The 23,368-nt window shown below is 54.1% G+C and carries 21 protein-coding genes and 1 pseudogene; 1 reads left to right on the top strand and 21 read right to left on the bottom strand.

The genetic code is table 11. The features are described from left to right. Positions 1-51: 51 nt before the first annotated feature. From MKY58_RS11480 to MKY58_RS11390, 19 genes and pseudogenes are all read right to left on the bottom strand, one after another. Positions 52-2,130 (bottom strand): alpha-glucuronidase family glycosyl hydrolase, encoded by a 2,079-nt coding sequence (locus MKY58_RS11480; RefSeq protein ID WP_339324629.1) that lies wholly within the window; start codon positions 2,128-2,130, stop codon positions 52-54. Positions 2,131-2,167: 37 nt separating this feature from the next. After that, positions 2,168-2,842, bottom strand: a complete 675-nt coding sequence (locus MKY58_RS11475) for a GntR family transcriptional regulator (protein ID WP_339324628.1) — start codon at positions 2,840-2,842, stop codon at positions 2,168-2,170. Positions 2,843-2,881: 39 nt separating this feature from the next. Next, a complete protein-coding gene (locus tag MKY58_RS11470) occupies positions 2,882-3,682 on the bottom strand; it encodes a Nif3-like dinuclear metal center hexameric protein (protein WP_339324627.1) in 801 nt (266 codons plus the stop codon). Between the two features lie 283 nt (positions 3,683-3,965). Continuing rightward, a complete protein-coding gene (locus MKY58_RS11465; RefSeq protein WP_339324626.1) occupies positions 3,966-4,817 on the bottom strand; it encodes a VOC family protein in 852 nt (283 codons plus the stop codon). A gap of 25 nt (positions 4,818-4,842) precedes the next feature. Beyond that, positions 4,843-5,250: a DoxX family protein gene (locus MKY58_RS11460; RefSeq protein WP_339324625.1), complete on the bottom strand. Its 408-nt coding sequence runs from the start codon at positions 5,248-5,250 to the stop codon at positions 4,843-4,845. Between the two features lie 204 nt (positions 5,251-5,454). Next, on the bottom strand, positions 5,455-5,553 hold the full coding sequence (locus MKY58_RS11455) for a hypothetical protein (protein WP_339325125.1): 99 nt from the start codon (positions 5,551-5,553) through the stop codon (positions 5,455-5,457). A gap of 1 nt (position 5,554) precedes the next feature. After that, positions 5,555-5,812, bottom strand: coding sequence for a hypothetical protein (locus MKY58_RS11450; RefSeq protein WP_339324624.1), 258 nt, complete (start codon positions 5,810-5,812; stop codon positions 5,555-5,557). 67 nt (positions 5,813-5,879) lie between these two features. Beyond that, entirely contained in the window at positions 5,880-6,665 is a 786-nt protein-coding gene (locus MKY58_RS11445) for a VOC family protein (RefSeq protein WP_339324623.1), read from the bottom strand. Between the two features lie 21 nt (positions 6,666-6,686). Then, a complete protein-coding gene (locus MKY58_RS11440) occupies positions 6,687-7,499 on the bottom strand; it encodes a VOC family protein (RefSeq protein WP_339324622.1) in 813 nt (270 codons plus the stop codon). A 583-nt stretch (positions 7,500-8,082) separates the two neighbouring features. Next, positions 8,083-8,580, bottom strand: a complete 498-nt coding sequence (locus tag MKY58_RS11435) for a DUF4358 domain-containing protein (RefSeq protein ID WP_339324621.1) — start codon at positions 8,578-8,580, stop codon at positions 8,083-8,085. Between the two features lie 4 nt (positions 8,581-8,584). Then, the gene (locus MKY58_RS11430) at positions 8,585-9,724 is read right to left on the bottom strand and encodes a DHHW family protein (protein WP_339324620.1); all 1,140 of its coding nucleotides are present in this window, start codon (positions 9,722-9,724) and stop codon (positions 8,585-8,587) included. Positions 9,725-9,736: 12 nt separating this feature from the next. Further along, complete coding sequence (locus MKY58_RS11425; RefSeq protein WP_339324619.1) at positions 9,737-11,143, bottom strand: MBOAT family protein; 1,407 nt, start codon at positions 11,141-11,143, stop codon at positions 9,737-9,739. Between the two features lie 38 nt (positions 11,144-11,181). Next, positions 11,182-11,868: a GDSL-type esterase/lipase family protein gene (locus tag MKY58_RS11420; RefSeq protein ID WP_339324618.1), complete on the bottom strand. Its 687-nt coding sequence runs from the start codon at positions 11,866-11,868 to the stop codon at positions 11,182-11,184. A 33-nt stretch (positions 11,869-11,901) separates the two neighbouring features. Further along, entirely contained in the window at positions 11,902-12,609 is a 708-nt protein-coding gene (locus MKY58_RS11415; RefSeq protein ID WP_339324617.1) for an N-acetylmuramoyl-L-alanine amidase, read from the bottom strand. A gap of 201 nt (positions 12,610-12,810) precedes the next feature. Next, positions 12,811-12,972, bottom strand: a pseudogene (locus MKY58_RS11410) (polysaccharide deacetylase); the annotation flags it as partial. Between the two features lie 39 nt (positions 12,973-13,011). After that, positions 13,012-14,838, bottom strand: coding sequence for a HAMP domain-containing sensor histidine kinase (locus MKY58_RS11405; RefSeq protein WP_339324616.1), 1,827 nt, complete (start codon positions 14,836-14,838; stop codon positions 13,012-13,014). Next, a complete protein-coding gene (locus tag MKY58_RS11400; RefSeq protein WP_339324615.1) occupies positions 14,835-15,512 on the bottom strand; it encodes a response regulator transcription factor in 678 nt (225 codons plus the stop codon). Before MKY58_RS11400 ends, MKY58_RS11405 begins: the two co-directional genes overlap by 4 nt. Positions 15,513-15,721: 209 nt before the next feature. After that, a complete protein-coding gene (gene dhaK / locus MKY58_RS11395; RefSeq protein ID WP_339324614.1) occupies positions 15,722-17,482 on the bottom strand; it encodes a dihydroxyacetone kinase subunit DhaK in 1,761 nt (586 codons plus the stop codon). Further along, positions 17,479-18,624, bottom strand: coding sequence for a glycerol dehydrogenase (locus MKY58_RS11390; protein ID WP_339324613.1), 1,146 nt, complete (start codon positions 18,622-18,624; stop codon positions 17,479-17,481). The genes dhaK and MKY58_RS11390 overlap by 4 nt, the downstream gene beginning before the upstream one ends. Positions 18,625-18,884: 260 nt before the next feature. Here MKY58_RS11390 and MKY58_RS11385 point away from each other — a divergent pair, with 260 nt between their 5' ends. Further along, on the top strand, positions 18,885-19,931 hold the full coding sequence (locus tag MKY58_RS11385) for a PocR ligand-binding domain-containing protein (RefSeq protein ID WP_212950721.1): 1,047 nt from the start codon (positions 18,885-18,887) through the stop codon (positions 19,929-19,931). A gap of 44 nt (positions 19,932-19,975) precedes the next feature. On the opposite strand, the gene MKY58_RS11380 is transcribed toward MKY58_RS11385, so the two are convergent. Both MKY58_RS11380 and MKY58_RS11375 read right to left on the bottom strand, forming a co-directional pair. Continuing rightward, positions 19,976-20,773, bottom strand: a complete 798-nt coding sequence (locus tag MKY58_RS11380; RefSeq protein WP_036714044.1) for a polysaccharide deacetylase family protein — start codon at positions 20,771-20,773, stop codon at positions 19,976-19,978. A gap of 151 nt (positions 20,774-20,924) precedes the next feature. Beyond that, a complete protein-coding gene (locus tag MKY58_RS11375; RefSeq protein ID WP_339325124.1) occupies positions 20,925-23,252 on the bottom strand; it encodes a helix-turn-helix domain-containing protein in 2,328 nt (775 codons plus the stop codon). Between the last annotated feature and the right edge of the window lie 116 nt (positions 23,253-23,368).

Here is a 23,368-nt window from a genome sequence, read left to right as displayed (position 1 = left end):
GTTCCTTACCTTTTGCAGATCGGTCTAGTCCTGCGGCCTGCGGTCCGAAGCTTAATAGATCGGGCGGCCGTGACGGTCTTCGATTCCCGACTTCCGGAAAAAGTACGTGTTGACGACATCTCTCCACTCCCTCGCATGCGCGAGCTGAATCTGAAGCCGTTCCATCACCTGTGCATGGCGTTTCGCATCGATTCGCCCTTCGAGTCCTTGCCAACGTTCGATGAAAGCCTCCACGCCTTCCACTCCTTCGAAGTGGCTGTCATAAATATGTTGAATGACCGTTTTGCCTGAATGCAGCGTCTGGGTGTACGGCACGTGATGGAAAAAAAGCAGCAGCTCGTCCGGACAAGTCTCCGGCGATTCGTAACGCTCCATATTTTCGGGAAAATACTGCGCCGTGTACCCCGTTCCGTCCTTCACAGTCCGATTCACGCCCATGCCGCGGCAATCGGCATAATGATACGTCCCCCACACGGAATATTCGTAACCGTCGACGTTCGGCCCGTAATGATGCCCCGGATTCACCATCCATCCGATCCCGAGCGGCGACGTATAACTTTCGTATACCCGCCAGGATTCGGCAAGCATGGAACGCAAGACTTGATAAACCTTCTCATCTTTGCCGAAAGTGAGCCGGATCCACTCCGCCGTGATCGCCTCTTCCGAAAGGTCCGGATTCCACGCCAACCGCCCGAAGCCGTAAAGATTGGCCTGCGCTAACGTATGCCCGGTCCAATTCGGATCGTCTCCCACGTTGATGACTGCCGCCATTCCGGAATGCGCATAAGGGTACGTTTCTCCGGCGACGATCTTTTTTACTTCGGAACCTTTGCCCCGTGCAAAGGTATCAAAGTCAAGCACCTCCTTCCACTGCGGAACGAGATAACATAAATGTTTTTGCTGGCCCGTGTATTCCTGCGTGATTTGAAACTCCGCCATTTGGTTGGTCTCCGGCATCGCGCCTAATAGCGGGGAAACCGGCTCCCTGACCTGAAAATCCATCGGCCCGTTTTTGATTTGCAAAACGACGTTTTGCTTGAACTGGCCGTCCAGCGGCTTGAAGTGGTCATAGGCGGCTCTGGCCCGGTCGGTCGTGCGGTCTCTCCAGTCCTGCAGGCAGTTATAGACAAAACATCTCCAGACCACGATGCCGCCGTACGGTTCGAGCGCCTCCGCAAGCATGTTCGAGCCGTCCGCATGCGTCCGGTTGTAAGTAAAGGGGCCGGGCCGGTGCTCCGAATCCGCTTTCACCACAAATCCTCCGAAATCGGGGATGTACCCGTAAATTTCGGCGGCCTTTTCCTTCCACCATGCCCGCACGCGGGGGTCGAGAGGATCGGCCGTATCCAGTCCTCCCAGCTCGATCGGGCTCGCATAATTGACGCTGAGGAACAAGGCGATTCCGTACCGGCGGAAAATCCCGGCCACCTCCGCCACGTCCGGCAAAAACCGGGACGTGATCAGCTGCGTTTCGGTCTTGTGAACATTCACGTTGTTAATGGCCACGCCGTTAATGCCGACGGAAGCCATCAGCCTCGCATAATCCTTGATCCGAGCCTGGTCCCGAACAAACTCGTTATCCTTGAAAAAGATCGATTGCCCGGCGTATCCGCGTTCGATCGAGCCGTCCATGTTGTCCCAGTGGTTCATCATGCGGAGCCCGTTCCGCGGATTTTCCAGAATTTGCAGTCCGCTCGGCAAATCTCCGGTTTGCATCAGCCTCAATAAATGAAACGTGCCGTACAGTACGCCTTTGCCGGATTTGCCCGCTACGAGAATCGACTCTCCCCCGTTTTCCGGGACGGACCGGATGACATAACCTTCCTCGTGCAAATCGTGGAATGGCGCTAGTTCCCGTAACCGTTCCGGCAATGCCTCGTCGAATTGGACGAGCCGGACGACGTTCGCTTCAAGGCCATTTGGATCTTCCCCCGTTTCCGGCACCGTCCCGGTCATCTCCGTCATGCCGTAAACAAGCTCCGCCAGTGCCGAATGGATTTGTTCCGACGAGCCATGGACGGTAATTTTGGTCAAACGCGGGATGTCTTCAAGGGATTCATTTTTCGTATACCTCAACCAGCACGGATCGGCATCCGAATAAGGAAGCTTATCGATTTTATCAAGCGTCATTTTCGTTTCCCCTTTCGTTTCTCCTCTATGCATTGCTTTAGATAAAGTAGTGCGGGTACTTTTCCTTCAACATGTCCTGTTCGATTACGACGAGCCGCAGATGGTTTTCCATGATTTGCACGACTTGCTCCTTCTCCTGCCGTATAATGAGCTGGTACATTTCTTTATGCTGCTGGATGATATGCTCCCAATTGGAGTCCTTCGACAGACGCAGCAGCCGGAGCCGGTTGAAATGGATATTCAGCTGCTGCAGCATTTTCCAGGTTCGTTGCTTCCCCGAAGCTTCAAACAAAATTTGATGGAATTCCTCATCCAATTCGTACAGCTTGCCAACATTGTTTTGGGAGGCGCAAACCTCCTGCATCGCGATGTTGGCTTCCATGCGAAAGCGAAAATCATCCCCGAGCTGTCCGCAAGCCAGCGCCACGATCTCTTTTTCGATTTTTTCCCGGATAAAACGGCCTTCCTCGACATGCCTCAGATTGATTCGGGAAACGATGGTGCCGCTCTGCGGGATGATGTCGAGCAGCTCCTCCTCCGCCAGTTTCATGAAGGCTTCCCGAACGGGCGTCCGGCTGACGTTCAGCTCGCTGGCGATCTCTTTTTCCGAAATTTTCGTTCCCGGCTCAAGCTCCAGATGCAAGATTTTATTCCTCAACAATTGATAGGAGTAATCCCGGGTTGATCCTTTGATCTTTTGTTCCATTGACATACGGCAACCTCTTTCTGCATTCGCTTCTAGGGTAGTCATTCATATGATTTGCAGCGGCGACGGCGTCCGGACGAAATGAACCGGCATGCCCGGGACCAGATCCCCGATCAGTTCCGCCAGCAGTTCCATGCCCGGCTCTTCGCTGGCCGCATGACCCAATACGAACAACGAACGGCCGATGCCTTGGGCGGCCGCATCCCGGACGTATTCCGGCGTTTCCCATTCGGGACCTTCCCCGGCGAGCAGGAGATCGACTTCCGCCTTCTCGTACAAAGGAATGGCTACCTCGCCGCCCCCCCGGTATCCTACGGCGATGCCGATGGTTTGACAGGCGGTTTCCATGCTCCCTGCCGCGCGCAGGTAGGGAAGATGAAGTTTGCTTTTGACATGGGACGCGATCTCGCGAACTCGGCGCGCTTCCGGCAGGGTAACCACAACCGCGGCATCTGAATAGTTGTGCTCATACCGTTCCCACTCCAATGCGCGAAGCAGTCCCCGGGTGATCAAATCGGGATTTGTCCGGTGCGGATGGTCATGATACCGATAGATCGCCATTCCTGCCGATTCAATGAAACTTTCCTTCATGAGTCGAACCCGATTGGGATCGGCCGTCCCCGTCCCGCCTTCCTGATGGCGGTAAAACGCCCCTTCATGGGTAATCAGCAAATTGGCGCCAAGCGCCGCCGCTTCCTTGATCGCTTCGTAAGAGGCGACAAACGATACCGCGATGCCGCGGACGGCCGTTTGGCCGCTTCCCGCAACGATGCCGTCCACCGTGGTTTCGTATGGTCCGAATGCACGATGCAGTTTGTCGATCACATTCTGTACGGTGATGCTCAAACGTTTCCCCTCCCCATGGCGCATGCTCCATCAAAGGCACACTAGTATAACTAGTATGGTAGTTTGGTTTGTCTTATTGTAATGGACAATGTTCATCAATACAATCATTGAATTTAATCACTTGGCTGATAAATGTTAGAAACCGGATTTTTATATCAGCATCTGGTCGAACCATCGTGGAAGCGATATCCTCGAAGCTCATTTACTCAGGCAAAATCAGCAAAAAACCCATCGCATGGCCTAATGCCTGCAAATGGGCTTGAATCAATCCGTATTGGCCGGTTTAAATCAACAGCCGGATCCGGTTATGGGACGGATCTTCCGTAATCCAGGCAGCTTGGCTCTCATGGACGGTAACACCCATGGCCTTCAGCCGCTGAACGGCGCCTTTTCTCGCTTCCTCGTCCGGAAATACAATATCGAAGGAAGCCAACCCGGCGCTGTTTTCCGCGGGCGCAGGAGCGCCTACCCCGTTCCAGGTATTTAACCCGATGTGATGATGATACCGGCCCGTCGAGATAAATAACGCCTGGTTGCCAAGCCGGCTGACGACATCGAATCCCAGTCCATGGCCATAAAATGATTCGGCCTCTTGCAAGGAAGAGACATGCAGGTGGATGTGCCCCATCAACGTCTCCGCAGGAAGGCCGTCCCATTGGGCTCCCTCCCCTTCCTGCAAAAGATCGCGAATATCAAGGGCTCGGGTATCCATCACGACCTGCCCGTTGGCCCACGCCCATGACGATGACGGCCGGTCGGCATATATTTCGATGCCGTTGCCGTCCGGGTCCGCCAGATACAGGGCTTCGCTGACCAAATGATCCGACGCCCCTTGAAGCGGAATCTGGTGCTGGATAAAATGCTGCAGCACGCGGGCCAAATTGGACCGCTTCGGCAGCAGGAGCGCAAAATGGTACAGGCCTGTCGTACGCGGCTGTTTCGGCGAAACCTGTTCGGGTTGTTCGATCGATAACAGCGGGGTTTTGCCGTCCGCCGTCAAGATCGCTTTTCGGCCTGACTGCTCCAAAACGCGAAATCCGATCACATATTGATAAAAGGCAAGCGAACGCTTCAAATTGGAAACTTTTAAGTCCACCTGGCCGATAAAGGTGTGCGGTTTACGATGAAAGTTCATGTTACGCCGAGTCCTCCGTTTTGATTTATTGTTGTTTCGATCGAACAATAAGATTGTCCAATGCGAGCGATGAGCGGTTGCCGATGATGAAGTACACGGAAATGATCAGCAGCGCCAGGTCGATTTCGTATCCCGGAGATTGGTTGCTCCCCAAAAAACCTGCGGCCAGTTTTACCTTGAAGATCGCTCCGGCCATAATCAAGACAAACAAGCACGCGATCACCCGCGTTCCAATCCCGAGAATCATGGCAGCTCCGCCGATGAGCTCGATCGTCGCCACGATGTAAGCCGCAAAACCCGGCAGACCCAGGCTTTCAAAAAATGCGGCCGTGTTGCCGATGCCTCCTTGGAACTTAGCCAAACCGTGGGCGAAAAAGGCAGCGCCTAAAAAAATCCTCAACAACAACGCGCCGATGTCTTGTTTTCTTGACATGAAAAGAATTCCTCCCTGATAACCTATTGGACATAGCGTTATTTTTGTAAGTTAATTACTTTATGTTTGTGATTATATTTTGACTAGCGATTAATGTCAAGTAAACTAATGTTTTTTGTGAGTTTTTCAGTAGAAAGAAACCTTGGACGGAAAACAAAAGGACGATATTCCGGGCAAGTTGATTGACCTTGGAAATCGTCCTTTCTATTTTGTCTTCAAATAATGCTCCAGCCGCGCCATGACCGGGATCCCGTCGATCGTCATGCCGTCAAGGCGGCAGTTGCTCATGTTCACCTCGCTCAGGTTACATCCTTTGAATCGGGCCGCGTTGTTCGGTCAAAATCGGCGCAAAAATGTCGAAATCAAAGTCGTCGATTTCGTCCGCCGGAATGTCAAAAGGATTCAACGGATGCAGACGGTTCATTTCGAACCCGAAGGAACCATCGCGCGTATCCCTTACATATGCGCCCTCTGCAAACCATTTGAACAGGGCGTCGTAAGCCTCCTCCATTCGGGTTCGGTTTCCCTGAACGGTCATTTTCGCAAACCGCTTGGCAGGCATGGTGATCGCCTCGAGTTCGTCAGGCAGCCCGTCAAAATGATTTCGGGGATTTCTACGATTTCCACGTTCACGACGCCGACCCCGCATGCCGCTGGCAAACCATCACGATATTCCCGTCCTCGTCCCGAATGTTGAAAAACGACACGCGGGGCAGCCTTTGAATGCCGTAAACGATCTCGAAGCCGATTTCCTCCGCTTCTTTTGCGGCTTTTTCGATATTGTACGTGCCCAATTGAAAAAGAACCGGCCCCCGCTCGGGAATGGGCACGTCCTCCATCCCGTTGGAATCCAAAATGAGTTCCGCCCCGTTATCCAGATGAAACACGTGCAGATGATCGAAACGGTCCTCAGCCCTGACCTCCAGCCCCATCAGCTTGGCATACCGCTCCACTGCGCTGTTCAAGTCCCGCACCCACAAAAATGCGGCTTGAATATGCGGATCGATGCTGCAATGGGCCCGGCTGCCGTCGATTCCGCCGAACGCCAGATGATACCCGTCCGGATCGGCGATCACGAATTCCTTCCAGGGACCGCCTTCTGCGTAGATGACCGGTTCTTGAGCGATGATGGCGCCTTTGGACTTGAATTCTTCGTAGAGGTTGTCCAGCGCGGCCCATGTATCGACATAGGCGGAAACATCGATTCCAAGCTCCGCTCCCGGTTCAGGCGGGTTCGGATGTACGGCGGTCGGGTCCGGAGCCTGATGAAGTTTGAGCGCAAGCCCGGTGAGTCCGTCGCGTTCCGCCCACCAGTCCGTCACGTCGAAACCAAGAACCTCCCGGTAATACTGCCTGGAGCGTGCCAAATCGGATACGGACAATACGGTTAATGAACTGCTGATTTGCCTGGACACGGTTTCACTTCTCCTTTTCGATTAAATATGCATATGCGCGACGACGATGCGGTTGCCGTCGGGATCCACGAGGGCAAACTCGCTCAGATCCGGAAAACGGCAGGGTTCCCCCGCAATCTGAAACCCCTGATCCCGGGCGAATGCGAAGGCGGCATCAAAATCGTCCGTCTCGAAATAAAACACTTCCGTAAAAGACTCCTGATTTAAATAACGGTTATGATCGAGCAGCAGCGCGGCGCCGGAATCCGTCGGCACGGAATAGATGCGTTCCTCTGCAGCCGATCCGTCAAAAGGCACGCCCAAAAGATCGGAATACCAGCGCGCAGCCTCCGGCATGTTCTTCACGTCGACGAACACGCCTCCGACGCGCGGCAAAATCGGACTAACGTTGCTCGGCTCGGTTGGCAATGCCTCTCCCGCGTGCTCAGCCCAGCACGCCATATGGACGTTCCCCTCCGGATCGCGGAAATTGAAGAAGGCCATCGTGCCGTGCCTTTCCGGCTCATCGATCGGTTCGCCGCCTTTCTCCCGTACATGCCTAAAGGCTTCGTCGATCTCCTGCGCTGCGAACATGATGCGAGGCATCATCCCTTTGTCCCAATCGGGGTTTTGCCGGTTCACGCGGTTCGAATCGAGAATCAAATGCGTGCCTTGAAAATCAAACCAATAGACGGGTCCTCCGTTCAGCCGTTCCTCCATCAGCGGCAGTCCCAATAAACGGCTGTACCATTCCGCCGACGTGCGCAGATCCGTCACGTGCACGAACACGCTCGCTACCCGGTTCGCAAGCGGGATGCCGGCAGCAGCCTGAACGCCATTGCCATGATTAACCAATAAGAACCAACTCCCTTTCCGAAATTTGAAGCGTCATACCTTGCAACGTTAAGCGATGCGTCCTTTCCTCCATGCGGACTATGGTAATTGATGTTTCTCCCTCGCCGAGCATTCAATCGATTTCTTTGCTGCCCCGCCGCACGATTTGAAATTCGAATTCGCCAGCGTACCAGTCCGCTGCCAGCCTGGCATCCGGGACCGGAAAGAATCACCCTGCCGATACGCTCCAGCATCGTTAGCTCGGGCGGCGTGGAGTTCCTCCTTTCGATCGGATCTGCTTACTTCATATGAATAACGATGCTTTTAAATCGATCTGATTTTACCACACATTTGTTCCCATTTTCCATACTTTTCCTTGCAATGCAAAAAAATCAGTCAGAAACCGTGCAGCCTGTCAAACAGGTATTGTGAACCGGGCAGGAAACGTTCCGAATCGCTGTCGTCAGGTTCCTGAATCTCGGCTCCCATGAAAAAAAGCCGCGCGGTTTCGCGGCTTCGTTGCAATTGCGTTTTATCGCTGGCCCTTTGGCAGCAAACTATGATCATTTGATATCTATCTGTGCATCTATCCAGCCAAAAAGCATCAAAACGCATCGTCGAACGCTTTTTCCATTTGCTCCGCTTCCTGGGATACAGCGAAAAAGACGAACGAACCTTTGGTTTTCAGCACATGGTTTTCGACCAGAAAAAACTCGTTGGGGCGGTAGTCCTTGAATTTGTTTTTTTGCGCGGCAATCCGCTGCCCGATGCTGGCTTTGACGTTTTCCGCCTGCTGCGGATCCTTCAGTTGGATCACTGCCCATTCATCCGCTCTTACGTTCGAGTTCGACGTGTAAAGGATGAAGCCCTCGACGGCGTCCGGATCGATATTGTACAATTTCTGCAGCTTTTTCATGTCTCCCTTTTTCATTTCTTTCAAATCTGCCGCCTGTCCGACCTTTTCCCCGATTTCATCGAGGGACGTCGCGGCGGTTCCTTCACCCCTCCCCCATGCGCACCCGGATAACAGACCGATGACGACGGCGATTGCGAGGATGGCAGCAAGCCAGCCCCATGCTTTTCCTTTCCATGACGTACTCATAAAATCACTCCGATATGTGTTTGATGGATGGGTCTTCGCAAAACGTGATTGCGTTGTATAACAACAGCATCTCCCGAATGCCGCGTTCCTTCACCAAAGCCGCCAGATCGTCCTCGTAATAACGAAAATCCACCACGTCAATTTCGCCGAAATGCCTCAGCAAAAACGGAATGAAGCTGTTTGCGTACGAATCCTTGACGACCAGCAGCTTTCTCCCGTTCTTCTGACCCGTTTGGATCCGAATCAGCGCGTGGTTGCCGTTCAAAAAGACCGCATATTTATCCTTCTTCTGCAGCTGATCCATCGCATACAACGAATCGGTGGTCAGCCCTTCGTCGACATACGAGACGGTATAGGCTTCCGGATGCTTTGGCAGATAGAGCTGGATGGGGTCGGGCTTCACATGCCTGAACCCGCTTTTGGAATATAGCGAACCAAAGAAGGCGTCGGTCACCTGCCGGATTTGAAACTCCTCCTCTTTTTGCGGATTCAACCCCATTTCCTTGCACAGCTCCAGATAGGCGGCAAAAGCGCCTTTCGTCGTCCAGTGATGGTCGGTTTTATAAAAAACGGACTGCTCCCGTTCGGCGTATAACGCGGGGAATACATCGACAAAACGGATGCCGGCAGGCAGCTTCTCCCGGATCAGCCCCACATAAGCTTCTTCGACGCCGGTTTCGGCGTATTTCGGCAGCTTGTCTTGAAGCACGGCCGCTGCCGTCGGCACGATCATCGCATATTTGCGTAAGCCTGGCGTCGCTTGGTCAAACGCATGGATGGCTTGCATTTTGGCTTCCAAATCCCCTTCCGCCGGAGGGACGAACTTCTGGATCAGGTAACCGCCTTTTCCAAGGTAAACGCCGTTGCTTTCTTTTTTTCCCATGGCGCGGTCCGCGTCGGTTTTCGCTCCGATCCATAAGTCGCGTAGGGCAAATTGATCGGACACGTAAGCCTCGAAATCGGAAGTAAAGTCGCCCGAAAGCAGCGATGCGAACGTAAAATGCGGCATCTGCTTCAGCATGCGGTTCTCCGTTTCCGAAAAGGTCCGGTCCGGCGCAGCCAGATTCAGGGCGAGTATGATGCCGATAAACAGCAGCAGCAATACCGCCGGCGTTTTTTTGTTGACATTTTCGAACTTGTCCATGGCCGCCCTCCTTTAAAATCGAAAGTATAAAAACGGATTGTACGTTGCGTTGACCAGGTAAGCCGTCGACAAAGCCATGAACACGAGATACAGGAGCGGAACGGCGATGGCGCCGGCCGTTTTCCATTTCGTTTTCACGTACGCGAGCATTTTGCTCGGAAACGGAGTCGCGCAAAAAGCTAATACGACCAGCAGCGCAGCGTTCGTGGACAGCGCGTAAAGCGCTTGACGATCCGCAAAACCGTGCCCGCCGAAGCCGAACAGCACGCCGATGAATTGCATGGCGGCCGCCAAATGCTCCATTTCGAACCATACCCAGCCGACGATGACGATGAGCAGCGTATAGACATGCCCGAACCATGCCGGACAACGGCTTAGCCACCGCAGCAGGAACAGCTTTTCGATCATGACGAAAAACCCGAAATACAATCCCCAGACGATAAAATTCCAGCTGGCGCCATGCCAAAGACCGGTCAAAAACCACACGGCCAGCACATTCCGAAGCTGCTTCGCCATGCCCTGCCGGTTGCCGCCAAGCGGAATATACACGTATTCCCGGAACCAGGCGCCAAGCGAAATATGCCATCTGCGCCAAAACTCCGTGACGCTTTTGGATATATAGGGGTAGCGGAAGTTTTCCATGAAATCGAAACCGAACATTTTGCCAAGGCCGCGCGCCATATCGGAATACCCGCCGAAATCGAAATAAATTTGCAGCGTAAACGCGATGATCCCAAGCCAGGCGGACAGGACGGAAAGCTCGGCGAAAGGCTCCGCTTTGACGCTTGTCCACAGCAACCCGATGTTGTTGGCCAGGAGCACTTTTTTGGCGAGGCCTCTCATGAACAGCTCCGCCCCTTCGCCGAAACGGGCCAAGCTGACGCTGCGCGAAGCAAGCTGCCCGGCGATGTCGCCGTATTTGACGATCGGACCCGCGACAAGCTGGGGAAACATCGTCACGTACGCCCCGAAAGCAACGATATTTTTCTGTGCAGGCACTTTTCCAAGATATACGTCCACGACATACGACATCGTTTGGAACGTATAAAAGGAGATGCCCACCGGCAGCGGCAGATCTGCCGTTTGCAGATGCAGATGAAACAGCCCGTTGATGTTATCCGCGAGAAATCCGGCATATTTAAAGAACCCGAGAATGCCTAAGCTGCCGACCATCGAGCAGAAAAATACGGATCTGGCGATCCATTTCCGATGCCGGTACTTATCGATCAGCAGACCGTTGAAGTAATCGAACACCGTGGAAAATACCATGATCAAAATGTATACGGGCTCGCCCCAGGCATAAAAAATCAAGCTTGCGACAAAGAGGATGGCATTCCGCAGCTTCCTAGGCGACGCATAATAAACCAGCAGGGTGACGGGCAGAAAAATAAACAAAAAGATCAGACTGCTAAAAACCAACCCGCGTCACCTCCAAAAGGGACTGAACCGCCGCCATGTTATTTCGCCTGCTCCTTGAGAAACTCCAGCAATTTCGCATAATAGTCCGGTTTAAAATGAATGCCATCCGCATCATAGAAGTCAGAGCTGCCAGCAAAGATTGGAGCCAAATCGACGAAGCCGATGCCTTCCTTGTCGGCCAGCGCTTTGACCGCTTGATTGTAATCGGCGATGTTTTTATAACGCGGTTCTTCTTTGACGGCTTCCTCCGTAACTGGGGTAACCGTCAAAAGCGTGATATTGGCTTGCGGAAGCTTGTCCTTGATCATGCCAATCAGTTTGGCGTAGTTTTTCATGGAGTGCGCCTTCGGGTCGTCCGTCGGCCATAAAATGTCGTCAGAGCCCAATTGGATAAAGACCTTTTTCGGGTTTCGCTTCGTGAGCTCGTCGATGTCTTTCAGCGCGAATTCCGCCGTTTTCCCGGCGCCTGCCAGCACGTTTTTCTCGTCCAGCACCTCGTGGAAGGACAACCCCTCCGTAATGGAATCCCCCAGAAATACGCTGTCTTGAAAGATCCGCTGATACGTATCGGCGGTCGTTTCCGTCACCGCAGCACCCCCCAGTTCCTGCACTTGCGTTGTCTGTTGTTGGGCCTGCTTGTTCGTTGAATCGTTTCCGCAAGCCGCCAATGCCAGCGCGAAGCTCCCCATAAGTATCGTCGTTACGATTTTTTTGTTCATGTCCATCTACCTTCCTAGAATCGAATTTCCATCTATGGTTTAATCCAGTTTCAGATATTCCTTGATACCGTCCAGGATGGACCCGGCCATCCGGTACTGCGCCTCGTCGCTCAGCATTTGCGCTTCTTCTTGCGGGTTCGTTAGATACCCCGTCTCAATCAGAACGGCCGGCATCTCCGTATCCTTCACGACGAAGTAATCCTCTTTCTTGACGCCCCGGTCCCGAAACCCGCTCCCTTGGAGGACATGCTTTTGCATGATTTCGGCCAAAGGGAGGGAATCGTCGTGATAATAGTAAGTTTCCGTCCCCGAAACGTTTGCGTCCTCGTACGTATTGCCGTGAATGGATATAAACAAATCGGCCCCCAGATCGTTGGCGAATGTCGGCCTTTCGCGGTCCGCCGAAGATATGAACCGGTCATCCGTCCGGGTCAGATGAACCTCGATTTCCTTCTCCTTCTTCGCTAATTCCTCCACTTTAAGCGCCAGCCGCAGCGTAAAATCCTTCTCGAAATTTCCGCTCGCCCCGGTCGCGCCGCGGTCTTTGCCCCCGTGTCCGGGATCGATGACGACTTTATAAGGCGTCCCCGGCGGATGGGAGGCGGCACCGTTTTGGCCCAAAAAGCTTATCATTCGATGGTTTAGATCGATGCTGCCGCGGCTTGACCCTGCCGAACGGAAGCCATTAAGCAGGACGATCAGCGCGACGGACAGCAGGCATGTCACGATCAGCACGGATTTTCTCATTCTCTCTCCTCCTTCCGAAAAATAGTTTAATCGCGCGAAATAAAGATCAAGTGCAGATGGCATCAAAACGATTTATAGATTCCGGAGGGCTGCGATGCGAAACGATAAAAAGGAGCTGTCTCCAAGAACCGATCGGCCCATAGAGATAGCTCCTTCCGTCAAATCTTCCTTTTTAACGCCGCCCTGCGGCTATAAATTGCGATCCTTCAGTTTCCAATCGTTCGAATCGATCGTCCAATCCCGGATTTTGATGCCTTCCTCGGCGATTTGATCGCGAAGCTTACGGTCTTCGCACCCCGGTGCCGAGCCGTACGGCGGCCGCACCAAATGCGGATGTTCGCCTGTGAGCTCATGGATGAGCGCCTGATGGGGATCTACAGAACCGAAGTTCGCTCCTTCATCTTACGTTTTTTTATCCAAATAAAAATAGAACAGGACCCCGTCCTCCGTGTTGGTTACGCCGTAAGGGACGCCGTGCATTTCCAGGATTTTTTTGGAGATGGCCAGGCCGAGCCCGGTACCTCCGGTCGACCGCTGGCGGGAGGGTTCCCCGCGGTAGAAACGGTCCCATATTTTTCCCAGCTGCTCCTCCGGGATATGGGCGCCTTTGTTTTCGATGCCTATTTTTACACGTTCCTTTTCTTCCGTGACGGCGACGAAAACGGCCCCTTCCTCGGGCGTATAACGGATCGCGTTCGTCAAGAAATTGACCAGGACCTGACCGATCCGGAGCTCATTGCCGACGACTTCGGCCGGTTGAAGCGTCACGTGCAGGCGAAGCCGTTTTTGCTCCATATCCGGCGCCAATTTGGCGCAAATCCGCCCGACGGCAGCGCCGATGTCAAACGGTCCCATCTCCATTTTGTACGTGCCGGACTCGTATTTGGCCAATTCCAGCATGTCCCCGATCAGCAGGTTCATCCGGTTCACTTCGTCTTCCATCGCCGCAAAATAATGATCCCGCTTATGGCTGGCAATCCCGTCCTTCAGCACGGACAAGCAGCTTTGGATGACGCTCAGCGGAGTCTTCAGTTCATGCGACACCCCGGAGATAAATTCCTTCCGCGTATGCTCGAGCTGCTTTTCCTTTTCGATGTCCCGTTCCAGCCTGACGATATGGCTGTGCAGCTTCTCGGAAAGCTCGTTGATGCTGCGCGACAAATCGCCGATTTCGTCTTTGGTCTCCGCCGGTATTTTTTCGGAGAAATCGAGCGCCGCCATTTGCTGCGCGGTTCGGTTGATGCGGAGCAGCGGCCGGGCGATCCGGCGCGAATAATAGAACGACGCAAGCAGCGCGAGCAGCAGCGCGGCGGCCGCTATGTAGGCGTAATAATGACGGATCATCCCCGCTGCTTCGTTCACCGGCTGCAGCGACGTGACCGCAAACAGGTATCCGGTTTTCCCTTTCTCGTCTTGGAGCGGGTCGATGAATATTTTGTAATTCACGCCGTTTTCTTCGTAATTCAGCAATGGATTCGCTTCCGCCGATTGATCATAATCCCCGTAAAGCAAATCGGCCTGGAATGCTTTGATGCGCTCCAGAAACAAGCGGTTCGTGTAGCGCGAGCTTCCTGCGCCTTCCGGTATTTCTACTTTCGTAATCATCCCGGTGAACAAAATGCTGGGATAAGTTTCATGATATTGGGTCGGGGGGCTCGGGTACCGGTTGACGACCTCGTACTCCTTGTTGACCATTTGCCGATTTTCCAACTGGCCTTCCTCCCGCAGTCCCGATTTGTATTTCGCCATCCGCTGGATAACCAGCTGCTTTTTCATGATCAATCCTTCAAAGGCGATGGGTTCGCCCTCCTTGATCCAAGGCGTGATAAATAGGTTATCGCTATAAAAATCTTCCACGTGAATAAAGCTGTAGAGCGGGACTTTTATCGTGCGACCGGAGAACTCAGGGTAGTCGTCCATACGGTCCAGCTTGATCTCCATAAAGTAATCGTCGGTATGTTGCAAATTTCCAAAGGAGTCCAATTCCGTGATCCATGTATTATACTTTTGGTAAAAATCTTGCTCCAGCTTCGCCGTCCGCTGCGCGTTCGCGGCATGTTTCACGTAGTCCTGTCCGTAAGCCTGCAGCGCCGACTGAACATCCTTTACCTTTTGATGGGCATAAAATTGTTTGAAAAACACGGTTTGCAATGCGAAAATCACGGCGATCAGGAACAGGCACAACCCCGCAGTCAATAAGAACAGCTTAAGCACGATGCTCCTTTTCATGGCTGCTCCTCGAATTTATACCCCGAACGTACGACCGTGACGATATGTTTGGCATGCTCCCCCAGCTTGGAACGCAAATTGCGGATATGGCTGTTTACCGTGCGGTCGTCGCCTGCGAAATCATATCCCCAAATTTTCGTGATCAGCTGCTCCCGGGTGATGATAATTCCTTTGTTTTTCATGAGATGGGCCAAAATCTCGAATTCGGTATGCGTTAAGCTGCAGTTTTCCCCCTCGACCGATACGGTGCGGGACGGAAAATGAATCGTAATGCCGCTGCCAGACAGCGTATCTTTATCCTGTTCGCGAACCTGCCTGCGGTCCAAAAGCCGCTTCGCCCGTGCAAGCAGGATCGGCGGGCTGTACGGCTTGGTGACGTAATCGTCGGCGCCGAGCTCGAATCCGAGGAGCGTATCGTCTTCGTCCGAGCGGGCGGTGAGCATGATGATCGGGACGTTCGAAGCCTTGCGGATCCTCTTGCACACGGACCAGCCGTCCAATTCCGGCAGCATGATGTCCAAAATGATCAAATCGACCTCATGTTCCTGGAATAACGCAAGCGCTTGTTTGCCGTCGGCAGCTTCGAGCACCTCGTATCCTTCCTCAAGCAGATAATCCTTCATGATTTCCCGTAAAATAGGTTCGTCTTCCACAATGAATATCGTATTCGGCATATGACAACCTCTCTGCATGTTTCTTGCCTATGGCTGCGGCGCGGGTTCCCTGATGTTCCGAAAGGAGTCCCGGCAACGTATGTATTCGTTATCCTAGCATGTTTGCATCTTGCAGACAAACCCCTTACCCCATTGAATCCATGAAAAAAAGATGCCGCATGTTCGCGTTGAACATGCGGCATCCGGCATCTTATGCAATCATCCGTCCGTTACGATCTAAGCGACTGGGCAATTCCGGTAAAAATGACGCCCAGCGCATACGCTCCGGCATCGGGGTACCCGATGCTCCGGTCGCCGACCGTTCCCGCTCGTCCCATCCGGGCGGCAATGGCTTCGGTTTTTTTGGCGCCTTCGACCGCCGCCTCCGCTGCCTGGATGCCGGCGGCAATCAGGTCAGCGCCGTCTTCAGCGGCCGCTGCCCACGCATCCGCGTAAGGCGCCAGCGCGTCGACCAGCGTTTTGTCGCCGACGACGGCCCCCCTGCCGAAAGAACGTTCGCCGGTATCCTGAACGCCTTTGACCACGTCGGTCATCATTTCGGCGATTTCCGGCACGGACAGCTCTTTCCGCTCGCCCGCATATTTGCCCGCCGCCCGGAACGCCGAACCCCAGATCGGTCCGGAGGCTCCGCCGCAATGCTCCATGATCACCAGCGAGCACGCGTCCAGGAACGAACCGATGTCTTTTGCTTGGGCGGTCACTTCGTCCCATTCCGCTTTGAGCTGCTTGAATCCTTTCGCCACGCTCATGCCGAAGTCCCCGTCCCCCGCATGGGAGTCCAGTTCGCAGAAGGGCACTTCGTTTTCGATGATGATGGCGCTCATTTTATCGACCACATAAATCAGGTTATCTAGCGAAAGCTTCCCGTCGCGAATGACCGCATGCTCTTCGCCGGTCGTCAGGCCGAAGGAAGCCGGCTTTTTGCCGCTCTCTTCAACGGCGCCGTTGCGATAGCGCACCGGTTCGAACGGGCCCCGCACGGCCAGCGCCGGCGTCTCGCATTCGGCGGCAAGCAGCCGCTTCAGCCGGTCGTCCAGCTTCATGATCGAGACGGATGCGCCGGCCATGTCGATGCTTGTCATGTAGTTGCCGACAAACACTTTGTATACGGCGATTCCGCGTGCGTCCAGCTCCCGCATGACGGCATGATTCAGCAGATAAAGCTCCTGCAGCGGCGTGCCCCCGAAGCCGTTGACCAATACGGCAACCTCTTCGGCGGCCTTCCCGTTCATCTGCAGGCTTTCCAGCAGCTGCGCCACCATCCGGGCAGCCAGGACGTCCGCCGGGATCATCGGTTCGCGCCGGATGCCCGGTTCGCCGTGGATGCCCACGCCGTATTCCATTTCCCCTTCGCCGATTTCGAAGGTGGGCGTGCCTTTGGCCGGCACGGTACAGGACGTCAGCGCAAAACCGATGCTTTTTACGTTGTCGATCGCATGTTGGGCGCAAGCTTTGACCTCTTCCAAGGACATGCCCGCTTCGGCGGCGGCCCCTGCGATTTTATGCACGAGCACCGTGCCTGCGACGCCTCTGCGCCCGACGGTGTAAAGGCTGTCCTCCACCGCGATGTCGTCGTCGACTTTGACGTAATCGACCTGAATGCCGTCTTCGCCGGCAAGATGCGCCGCGTTTTTAAAGTTCATGATGTCGCCGCTGTAGTTTTTGATGATGAGCAGCGTCCCTTTTTCGCTCGCCGACGAGCGGATGGCTTGGTAGACCTGGATTTGCGACGGCGAAGCGAACACGTCGCCGCAGACCGCGACGTCAAGCATCCCTTTGCCCACAAACCCGGCGTGAGCCGGCTCGTGGCCGCTGCCGCCGCCGCTGATCAGGGTGACCTTTTGCGGATTGATGTCCTTTTTCTTGACGATTTTATATTTGCTGTCGAATTCGAGTTCCGGATGCGCCATGACGAGACCGCTAAGCATTTCCCTGACAAGCGTCTCCGGTTTGTTCATGATTTTTTTCATCGTATCGCATCCTTTTTGCTTAGTTTAAAGTCCCAGCCGATTCGGTCCGCGACTACGATCGCCGAAATCACGGCTTCCTCCGTGATCGGGAACGGCATCGCATGGATGGATTCCTCCGGAATGCAGGCCGTTTCAGCCACCAGACGCAGCTCGTCCGCTGTAACGGCATCTACGCCGATGTCCGCCAAGCATACCGGCAGGCCGACCGAGAAGCAAAATTCCAGCACTTCGTCGATTTCCGCCTTGGGCGCGTTTTCGAGCACGAGTTGGGCGATGGTGCTGAACGCCACTTTTTCCCCGTGAAAATAATGATGAGTGCCCGGCAGAACCGTCAGGCCGTTGTGGATCGCGTGCGCGGCGGCCAAACCGCCGCTTTCGAAGCCCAGGCCGGACAGCAGGATGTTGGTCTCGATGATGTTCTCCAGCGCCGGCGTCACTTGGTTGGCATCGCAGGCGATTTTGGCCCGCACTCCGTCTTCCAGCAGCGTTTCGTAGCACAGCTTGGCCAGCGCCAGGGCCGCCTTGGTTCCTCCCGCCGCGGGCGCCGCACCTTCATGGACGCCGCAGGGCAAACCCGCATTCACTTTCGAAAAGGAGCGGGATGTGGCTCGGGCTTCGAAATACGTCGACAGGGCATCGCCCATCCCGGATACGAGGAATCGGGTCGGCGCATTGGCAATGACGGTCGTATCGATCATCACCACGCTTGGACTTTGCTTGAAATAAGCATAATCCTCAAATGCCCCCTCCCCGGTATATATAACCGCCGAATGGCTGGTCGGCGCGTCCGTGGCGGCGATCGTCGGCACGATGATCAGCGCGTCGCCTTCCGCGACGCATTTGGCCGTGTCGATCGCTTTGCCCCCGCCGAGCCCGATCGTGCACGAACATTGCTTTTCCCGCGCCAGATCCTGCAGGCGCTGCACTTCTTCGCGGGAGCACTCCCCGCGGAATTCGCTTTCAACCAGCGTAACATTGAATTTTTTTGATGTAAAATCAAGCTTGTCCTTCACCCGTTTGACGTCCTCCGGATGGGCAATCAGCAGCGCGGACTCGCCGTAAGTTCGAATAAAATATCCCAAATTCAGCAGTTCGTTTTCGCCTTGGACATATTTGCTTGGACTGATAAACGCTTTTCTCATGATCTCTTTTCCCCTCCGCCGTAATCTCATGTCCATTATACGCGCGGGGACCAGCGGAAATCATGGCACTCAAACCGCCTTTTAAAGCGCTTTCCGATGGTGTTTTTTTGTCCTTTTGCCTGTAAAATTGTACTATCTTGTTCATTCAAACCGGGTTTTTAGTATAATAGAACAAGCAACGTTGCGCTCAAAATACAGATTCGCTGCAGCCGCACCCTGCACTGCCCTTAGGGAATGAATAATATTTGGAGACGATGCACATGAACCCGCGCTACGACTTGAAACGAATCATCGATATCGAAAAATGGCACAAGCTGCAGGATTCCCTCTCCCTCGTCACCCGAATGGCGATCATCACCGTCGATTACAAGGGCGTCCCGGTCACCAAACACAGCCGCTGCCAAGCCTTTTGCCAGGGAGTTCGCAAGGACGGCAACCTGTCCTCCTACTGCCAAAAATGCGATGCCCGCGGCGGCCTCGAGGCGGTACGCACCAATAAGCCGTACGTTTACCGCTGCCATTTCGGCATCGTCGACATCGCCGTGCCCATCATCGTCGAAGGCCAATATATCGGCGCCATCATGGCGGGGCAAATCAAGCTTCGCGATGCGGACTTGCCCCTCGAACAAATCGTAACCCGTCCGCCGAACGCTGAAACGGACCGGAAGTTCAAGGAGCTGGAACCCGAATACCGCGCGCTCCCCGAGTTGTCCTCCGAGGAGGTGTCGGCCATTGCGGACATGCTGTTTCATTTGTGCAACTACATCGTCGGGGAAGCGATCCAAAAACATGCGACGGTCGACATGTACAAAAAGGTATTGACCGCGGAGCCGGCCGCTCCCGATCCGGTCAGTGCCGCGCCGCAAGCCTACGAGCAGATCCAGGCCATGCAGCACGAGCTGTCCAGCACGCTGATCGAAGCGAAAATCAAGCAGGGCACGGAACGCGCATATCGCGCGGCGAACCCGCTGCTGCAGCCCGCTTTTGATTACATGTACCGGCATAAAAACGAAAACGTGCGCCTGCAGGATATGGCCGCGCTGTGCCACGTCAGTCCGAGTTATTTCAGCCGCGTCTTCACCCGGGAAACGGGAGAAAACTTTTCGGTGTTCGTCCCCCGCCTGAAAATCGAATGGGCCAAGCAGCTGCTCGAGACGACCGATTTATCCGTGAACCACATCGGCGATGAACTCGGCTTCGCGGATCCCGGTTATTTTATCAAAACGTTCAAAAAGTTCGAAAGCTTGACGCCGGCCGTATACCGAAAAATCTATTCTCGTGAGCAGCGCCGAAACTCTGCCGATTAAAGCCCCCGTGCGTAAACACCCGGCTTGTTCTTTTCCCGCACGGATTATAATCGTACCGTTTGCCCCGCGGGGATCTCGACCGGGTCGCCTTCCGCGCTGATCCAGACGGACAAGGCCGACGGGTTATGGACGATGCGGCTGTCCGCAGAGAAACGAAGCCGTTTTAATGCGTCCGCATAGGCATAAATTTCGGCGTTGGTCGCGTACCAGATGTCCTCCCGTCCGCCGACGGTTTCGCCGAACCGTTCGATCAGATCCCAATTCCCGTCGTTTTCGAATTCATAGCTGTGTCCCCATACGTACAAAAGCGCCATGCGCGAAAACCGCTCTTCCAAACGGACGAACTGCTCCGCGAATTCCACCATTTGTTTGTGGTGGCAGGTCGGATGCCAGCGGAGCCAATCTTCGGGCATATGGAACGAGCCGTGGCTGTTGACCGTCCGGGCATATTCGATGCCGACGGCGCGAAGAAGGCTTACCACCTGATCGTTGTAGGTCCCGAACGGATAACTCATTCCTTTGATCGGCACGTGAACGAGAGCTTCTAGCGCCTTCCGGTCCTCCACGACTTGCGATACGACCTGCTCCGGCGGGGACTGCTCCAAAAACGGATGGCTTACCGTATGCGCCGATACCTCATGCCCGCGGTACAACGTCCCTGCCTCTTCCTTGCCGATGTATCCTTCTTTGCCCAAAAAACCGCTGTTTAAATGAAACGTCGCTTTGATACCGTAGCCGTTTAGCATGCGGACGAATCTGCGGTCATGGTCCCTCCCGTCGTCGAAGCTGAGCGTCAAGGCCTTATGCAGGCCGTTCGGAAACCGGTCCAATTGAATGCGCATTCAAAATTTGCCTCCCCCAAAATGATGTTCTCGTCCAATACTATATTCAATTCGCGCCGGGAAGTAAATCGGTCCTGCCCGGCCAAGGAACGTTCCATTCCGTTCCAGCGCCATGGCGCGAACCCAGCGCCCATAAAGTGAACAAGTGTGATCATGGCTCCGCCGTACGGCCGGCTTTGTTTAACTTTCTGAACTGGTTGGGCGAAGTGCCGTTTTTCTTTTTGAATACCGTAATAAAATAGGAGCTGTTTTGAAAGCCGATCCGCTCCCCGATTTCTTTTACGTTTAATGTTGTCGTCAGCAGCAGTTGTTCGGCATCGTACAGCCGCAAATCGGTCACGTATTGCGTAAAGGACACGCCCATGGCTTCATTGAACAGCTTGCTGAAATAAGGCACGGAAATGTCGAGTTCGGAAGCGACAAGTTCGGCCGAAAGACCGCTGCTCCGGTAATGGTTTCGGATAAATCCGCAAGCGGTTTTTACGAGTTCGCCGCGATCTTGGTGCCGGTTCGTTTGCAACTGTCCGATGATAAAATCTACCAGCTCCCCGTAAAATGCCTCGACCCGTTCCAGCTCCGCAAAGCGCTGCACGATCCCGTAAAGCGAATCTTCTCCACGATCCATCAGCAGCGGCGTAAAATCCGTCATCGTCCCAAATTCATGTTCAATCGTCGTCACCGATTGCCGCAACGCGGCACGGATATCTGCCGGGGCATTGCCCCGCAATGCTTCGAACCATTCGCCGAGAATCCTTCTTGCCTCTTTTCGGTCGTTGACTTTGACGGCATCAAACAAAGCCCTTTCCAATTTGGCGGGATATCGGAACGGAGTGCCGGTTACAGCGCGAACCCCCTCAAAATCATAGACCGTTCGGCGATTATCCACGAAACTGTACTCCAACGCTGCCCTCGCCTCCTCAAAAGACCGTCCCAGTTCCCCGATCGACTCCGCACGGCCGCCCACGCCGATTTTCATCTGGAAACCCGTCACCCGTTCGGCTTGCTGCACCATCCTGTTCAGCCGATGGATCGAAGGATGATCTTCAGGCTCCCGCATCAAAATGGCCAGCGACTGCCGCCCAACGTCGACCTTTTCCATCTCGTCCCGTTCGGGAAAAATGCGGCGGGCCAGCTCGAATACGGTATCTTTGACCAATCGGATCCCTGTGTCCGTCACGTTGCCTTCCCTTTGAAGCGAGTCCTCTAAGACCACCGTCAAGGTTCGCATCGGTCCTGTGCGCAATAATATGCCATGCTGCGCGGCATGCAGCTCTTCATGCAGATCGCCGGCAGAAATACCGCTAAAAAGAAGATCTTTAAGGTAGCTTTCTTTCAGCTTCTCCCTGCTTTTGACCGCCGAATCTTCAAGGGACGTCACCTTGCCGATCAAACTTTTGAATACGTCGCTTAAATACGCCGCTTCATCGGCCGATCCGTTGCGGGCCTCCCCGGATGCATTCGCCGGCTGGCTTCCTCGCACCATTTGAACGACGTTCCCGATCGGGCCGTAAATTTTACGGTTCATCAGGATCGTTGCCGCAAAGCATGCCAAAAGCATCAGCAAGGATACGATGATGATGTTTCGCTGGAGAATAAAGCTCCCTTGGGCCAAATAAGCATAGCTTGTCGCATTGACCAAATACCACTCAAGCTTGTCGTTGTAGGTATAGGTGATCAGGGATTTTGAACCGTTCATCGAAGCGACGAAGCTGCCGGAATCGGTGCCCGAATTCATCACCTTGCCCATGAATTCGGCGCCGGAAGCCGCATCCATAAAGGCATCGGGCTTGTCGCTGCGGGTGATCAGAATCCCGTTTTTGTTCGTGACCATGAAGCTGGATTCCGGGGAATTGCCCATTTTATCAAATAAATCCTGGAGCGCGGACAATTTCAGATTAATAAAGATCGCATACTCCGACCTCGCGTCGGACGGAATAAAGATAAGGGAAAGAATCGGGTTGTCGTATCGCTTGCCCGAATAGACGTACTGCTGCCTGTGGGGGAGGAAAATCATTTTGCCCAGTCCGTTGCGGACCTGAACCAGCTTGCGCGCTTCCGGATCGATGTCGGCGATCTCGACGTCCCGCGGAATCGAATGGATGAATTGTCCCGTCGCGCCGTTGCGCAAATAAACGGAATCGATAAAATCATTCGCATTGACGATTTCATGGAGCTTTCGGTCCAGCGCAAGCGAGTCGACCGGATCAAGGTTTGGCGCGTACAGGCTTTGGATGACGTCCTTGTCGTTCAGGAGCTGTTCCCCGGCCCGGAACGCCCTTTCATACAGCATCTCGATGCTGGCATCGGTTTGATGGAGCAGCTTCCGGGTCGTTTCCGAGATCTGCTTCTCGCTGATCATATTGGTAAACGTATAGTTCACGGCCGAAAGCATGAGCAGGCTCAGGCCAAAAACGATCGTGTTGGCCGCGATCAATCTGAACAAAAAGCTTCGGGTCGGTACATGCCATCTCCATTTCATCGGGTTCACCGGCATTTCACATCCTGTCACTCTGGAATCCTAAATATATTGGCCGTCGATCGGCTGAATCCTCCCTGTTCAAAGGCAGCCGAATCGGGCTTGATCGATGATGCAGG

Origin of the sequence: Paenibacillus sp. FSL W8-0194, from assembly GCF_037969745.1 — a bacterium.
Classification (GTDB): domain Bacteria; phylum Bacillota; class Bacilli; order Paenibacillales; family Paenibacillaceae; genus Paenibacillus_AQ; species Paenibacillus_AQ cookii.
Note: the sequence above shows the minus strand (reverse complement) of the source record. Positions and strands in the feature narration are given on the sequence as shown.

Excerpts from the sequence above, each read along its gene's own strand:
- MKY58_RS11400 (WP_339324615.1), bottom strand. The coding sequence starts at position 15,512 with ATGCCGAATACGATATTCATTGTGGAAGACGAACCTATTTTACGGGAA.
- MKY58_RS11450 (WP_339324624.1), bottom strand. The coding sequence starts at position 5,812 with ATGCCTGCCAAGCGGTTTGCGAAAATGACCGTTCAGGGAAACCGAACC.
- MKY58_RS11430 (WP_339324620.1), bottom strand. The coding sequence starts at position 9,724 with ATGGACAAGTTCGAAAATGTCAACAAAAAAACGCCGGCGGTATTGCTG.
- MKY58_RS11460 (WP_339324625.1), bottom strand. The coding sequence starts at position 5,250 with ATGTCAAGAAAACAAGACATCGGCGCGTTGTTGTTGAGGATTTTTTTA.
- MKY58_RS11435 (WP_339324621.1), bottom strand. The coding sequence starts at position 8,580 with ATGAGTACGTCATGGAAAGGAAAAGCATGGGGCTGGCTTGCTGCCATC.
- MKY58_RS11375 (WP_339325124.1), bottom strand. The coding sequence starts at position 23,252 with ATGAAATGGAGATGGCATGTACCGACCCGAAGCTTTTTGTTCAGATTG.
- MKY58_RS11390 (WP_339324613.1), bottom strand. The coding sequence starts at position 18,624 with ATGAGAAAAGCGTTTATCAGTCCAAGCAAATATGTCCAAGGCGAAAAC.
- MKY58_RS11385 (WP_212950721.1), top strand. The coding sequence starts at position 18,885 with ATGAACCCGCGCTACGACTTGAAACGAATCATCGATATCGAAAAATGG.
- MKY58_RS11480 (WP_339324629.1), bottom strand. The coding sequence starts at position 2,130 with ATGACGCTTGATAAAATCGATAAGCTTCCTTATTCGGATGCCGATCCG.
- MKY58_RS11405 (WP_339324616.1), bottom strand. The coding sequence starts at position 14,838 with ATGAAAAGGAGCATCGTGCTTAAGCTGTTCTTATTGACTGCGGGGTTG.
- MKY58_RS11420 (WP_339324618.1), bottom strand. The coding sequence starts at position 11,868 with ATGGACATGAACAAAAAAATCGTAACGACGATACTTATGGGGAGCTTC.
- MKY58_RS11415 (WP_339324617.1), bottom strand. The coding sequence starts at position 12,609 with ATGAGAAAATCCGTGCTGATCGTGACATGCCTGCTGTCCGTCGCGCTG.
- dhaK (WP_339324614.1), bottom strand. The coding sequence starts at position 17,482 with ATGAAAAAAATCATGAACAAACCGGAGACGCTTGTCAGGGAAATGCTT.
- MKY58_RS11475 (WP_339324628.1), bottom strand. The coding sequence starts at position 2,842 with ATGTCAATGGAACAAAAGATCAAAGGATCAACCCGGGATTACTCCTAT.
- MKY58_RS11380 (WP_036714044.1), bottom strand. The coding sequence starts at position 20,773 with ATGCGCATTCAATTGGACCGGTTTCCGAACGGCCTGCATAAGGCCTTG.
- MKY58_RS11465 (WP_339324626.1), bottom strand. The coding sequence starts at position 4,817 with ATGAACTTTCATCGTAAACCGCACACCTTTATCGGCCAGGTGGACTTA.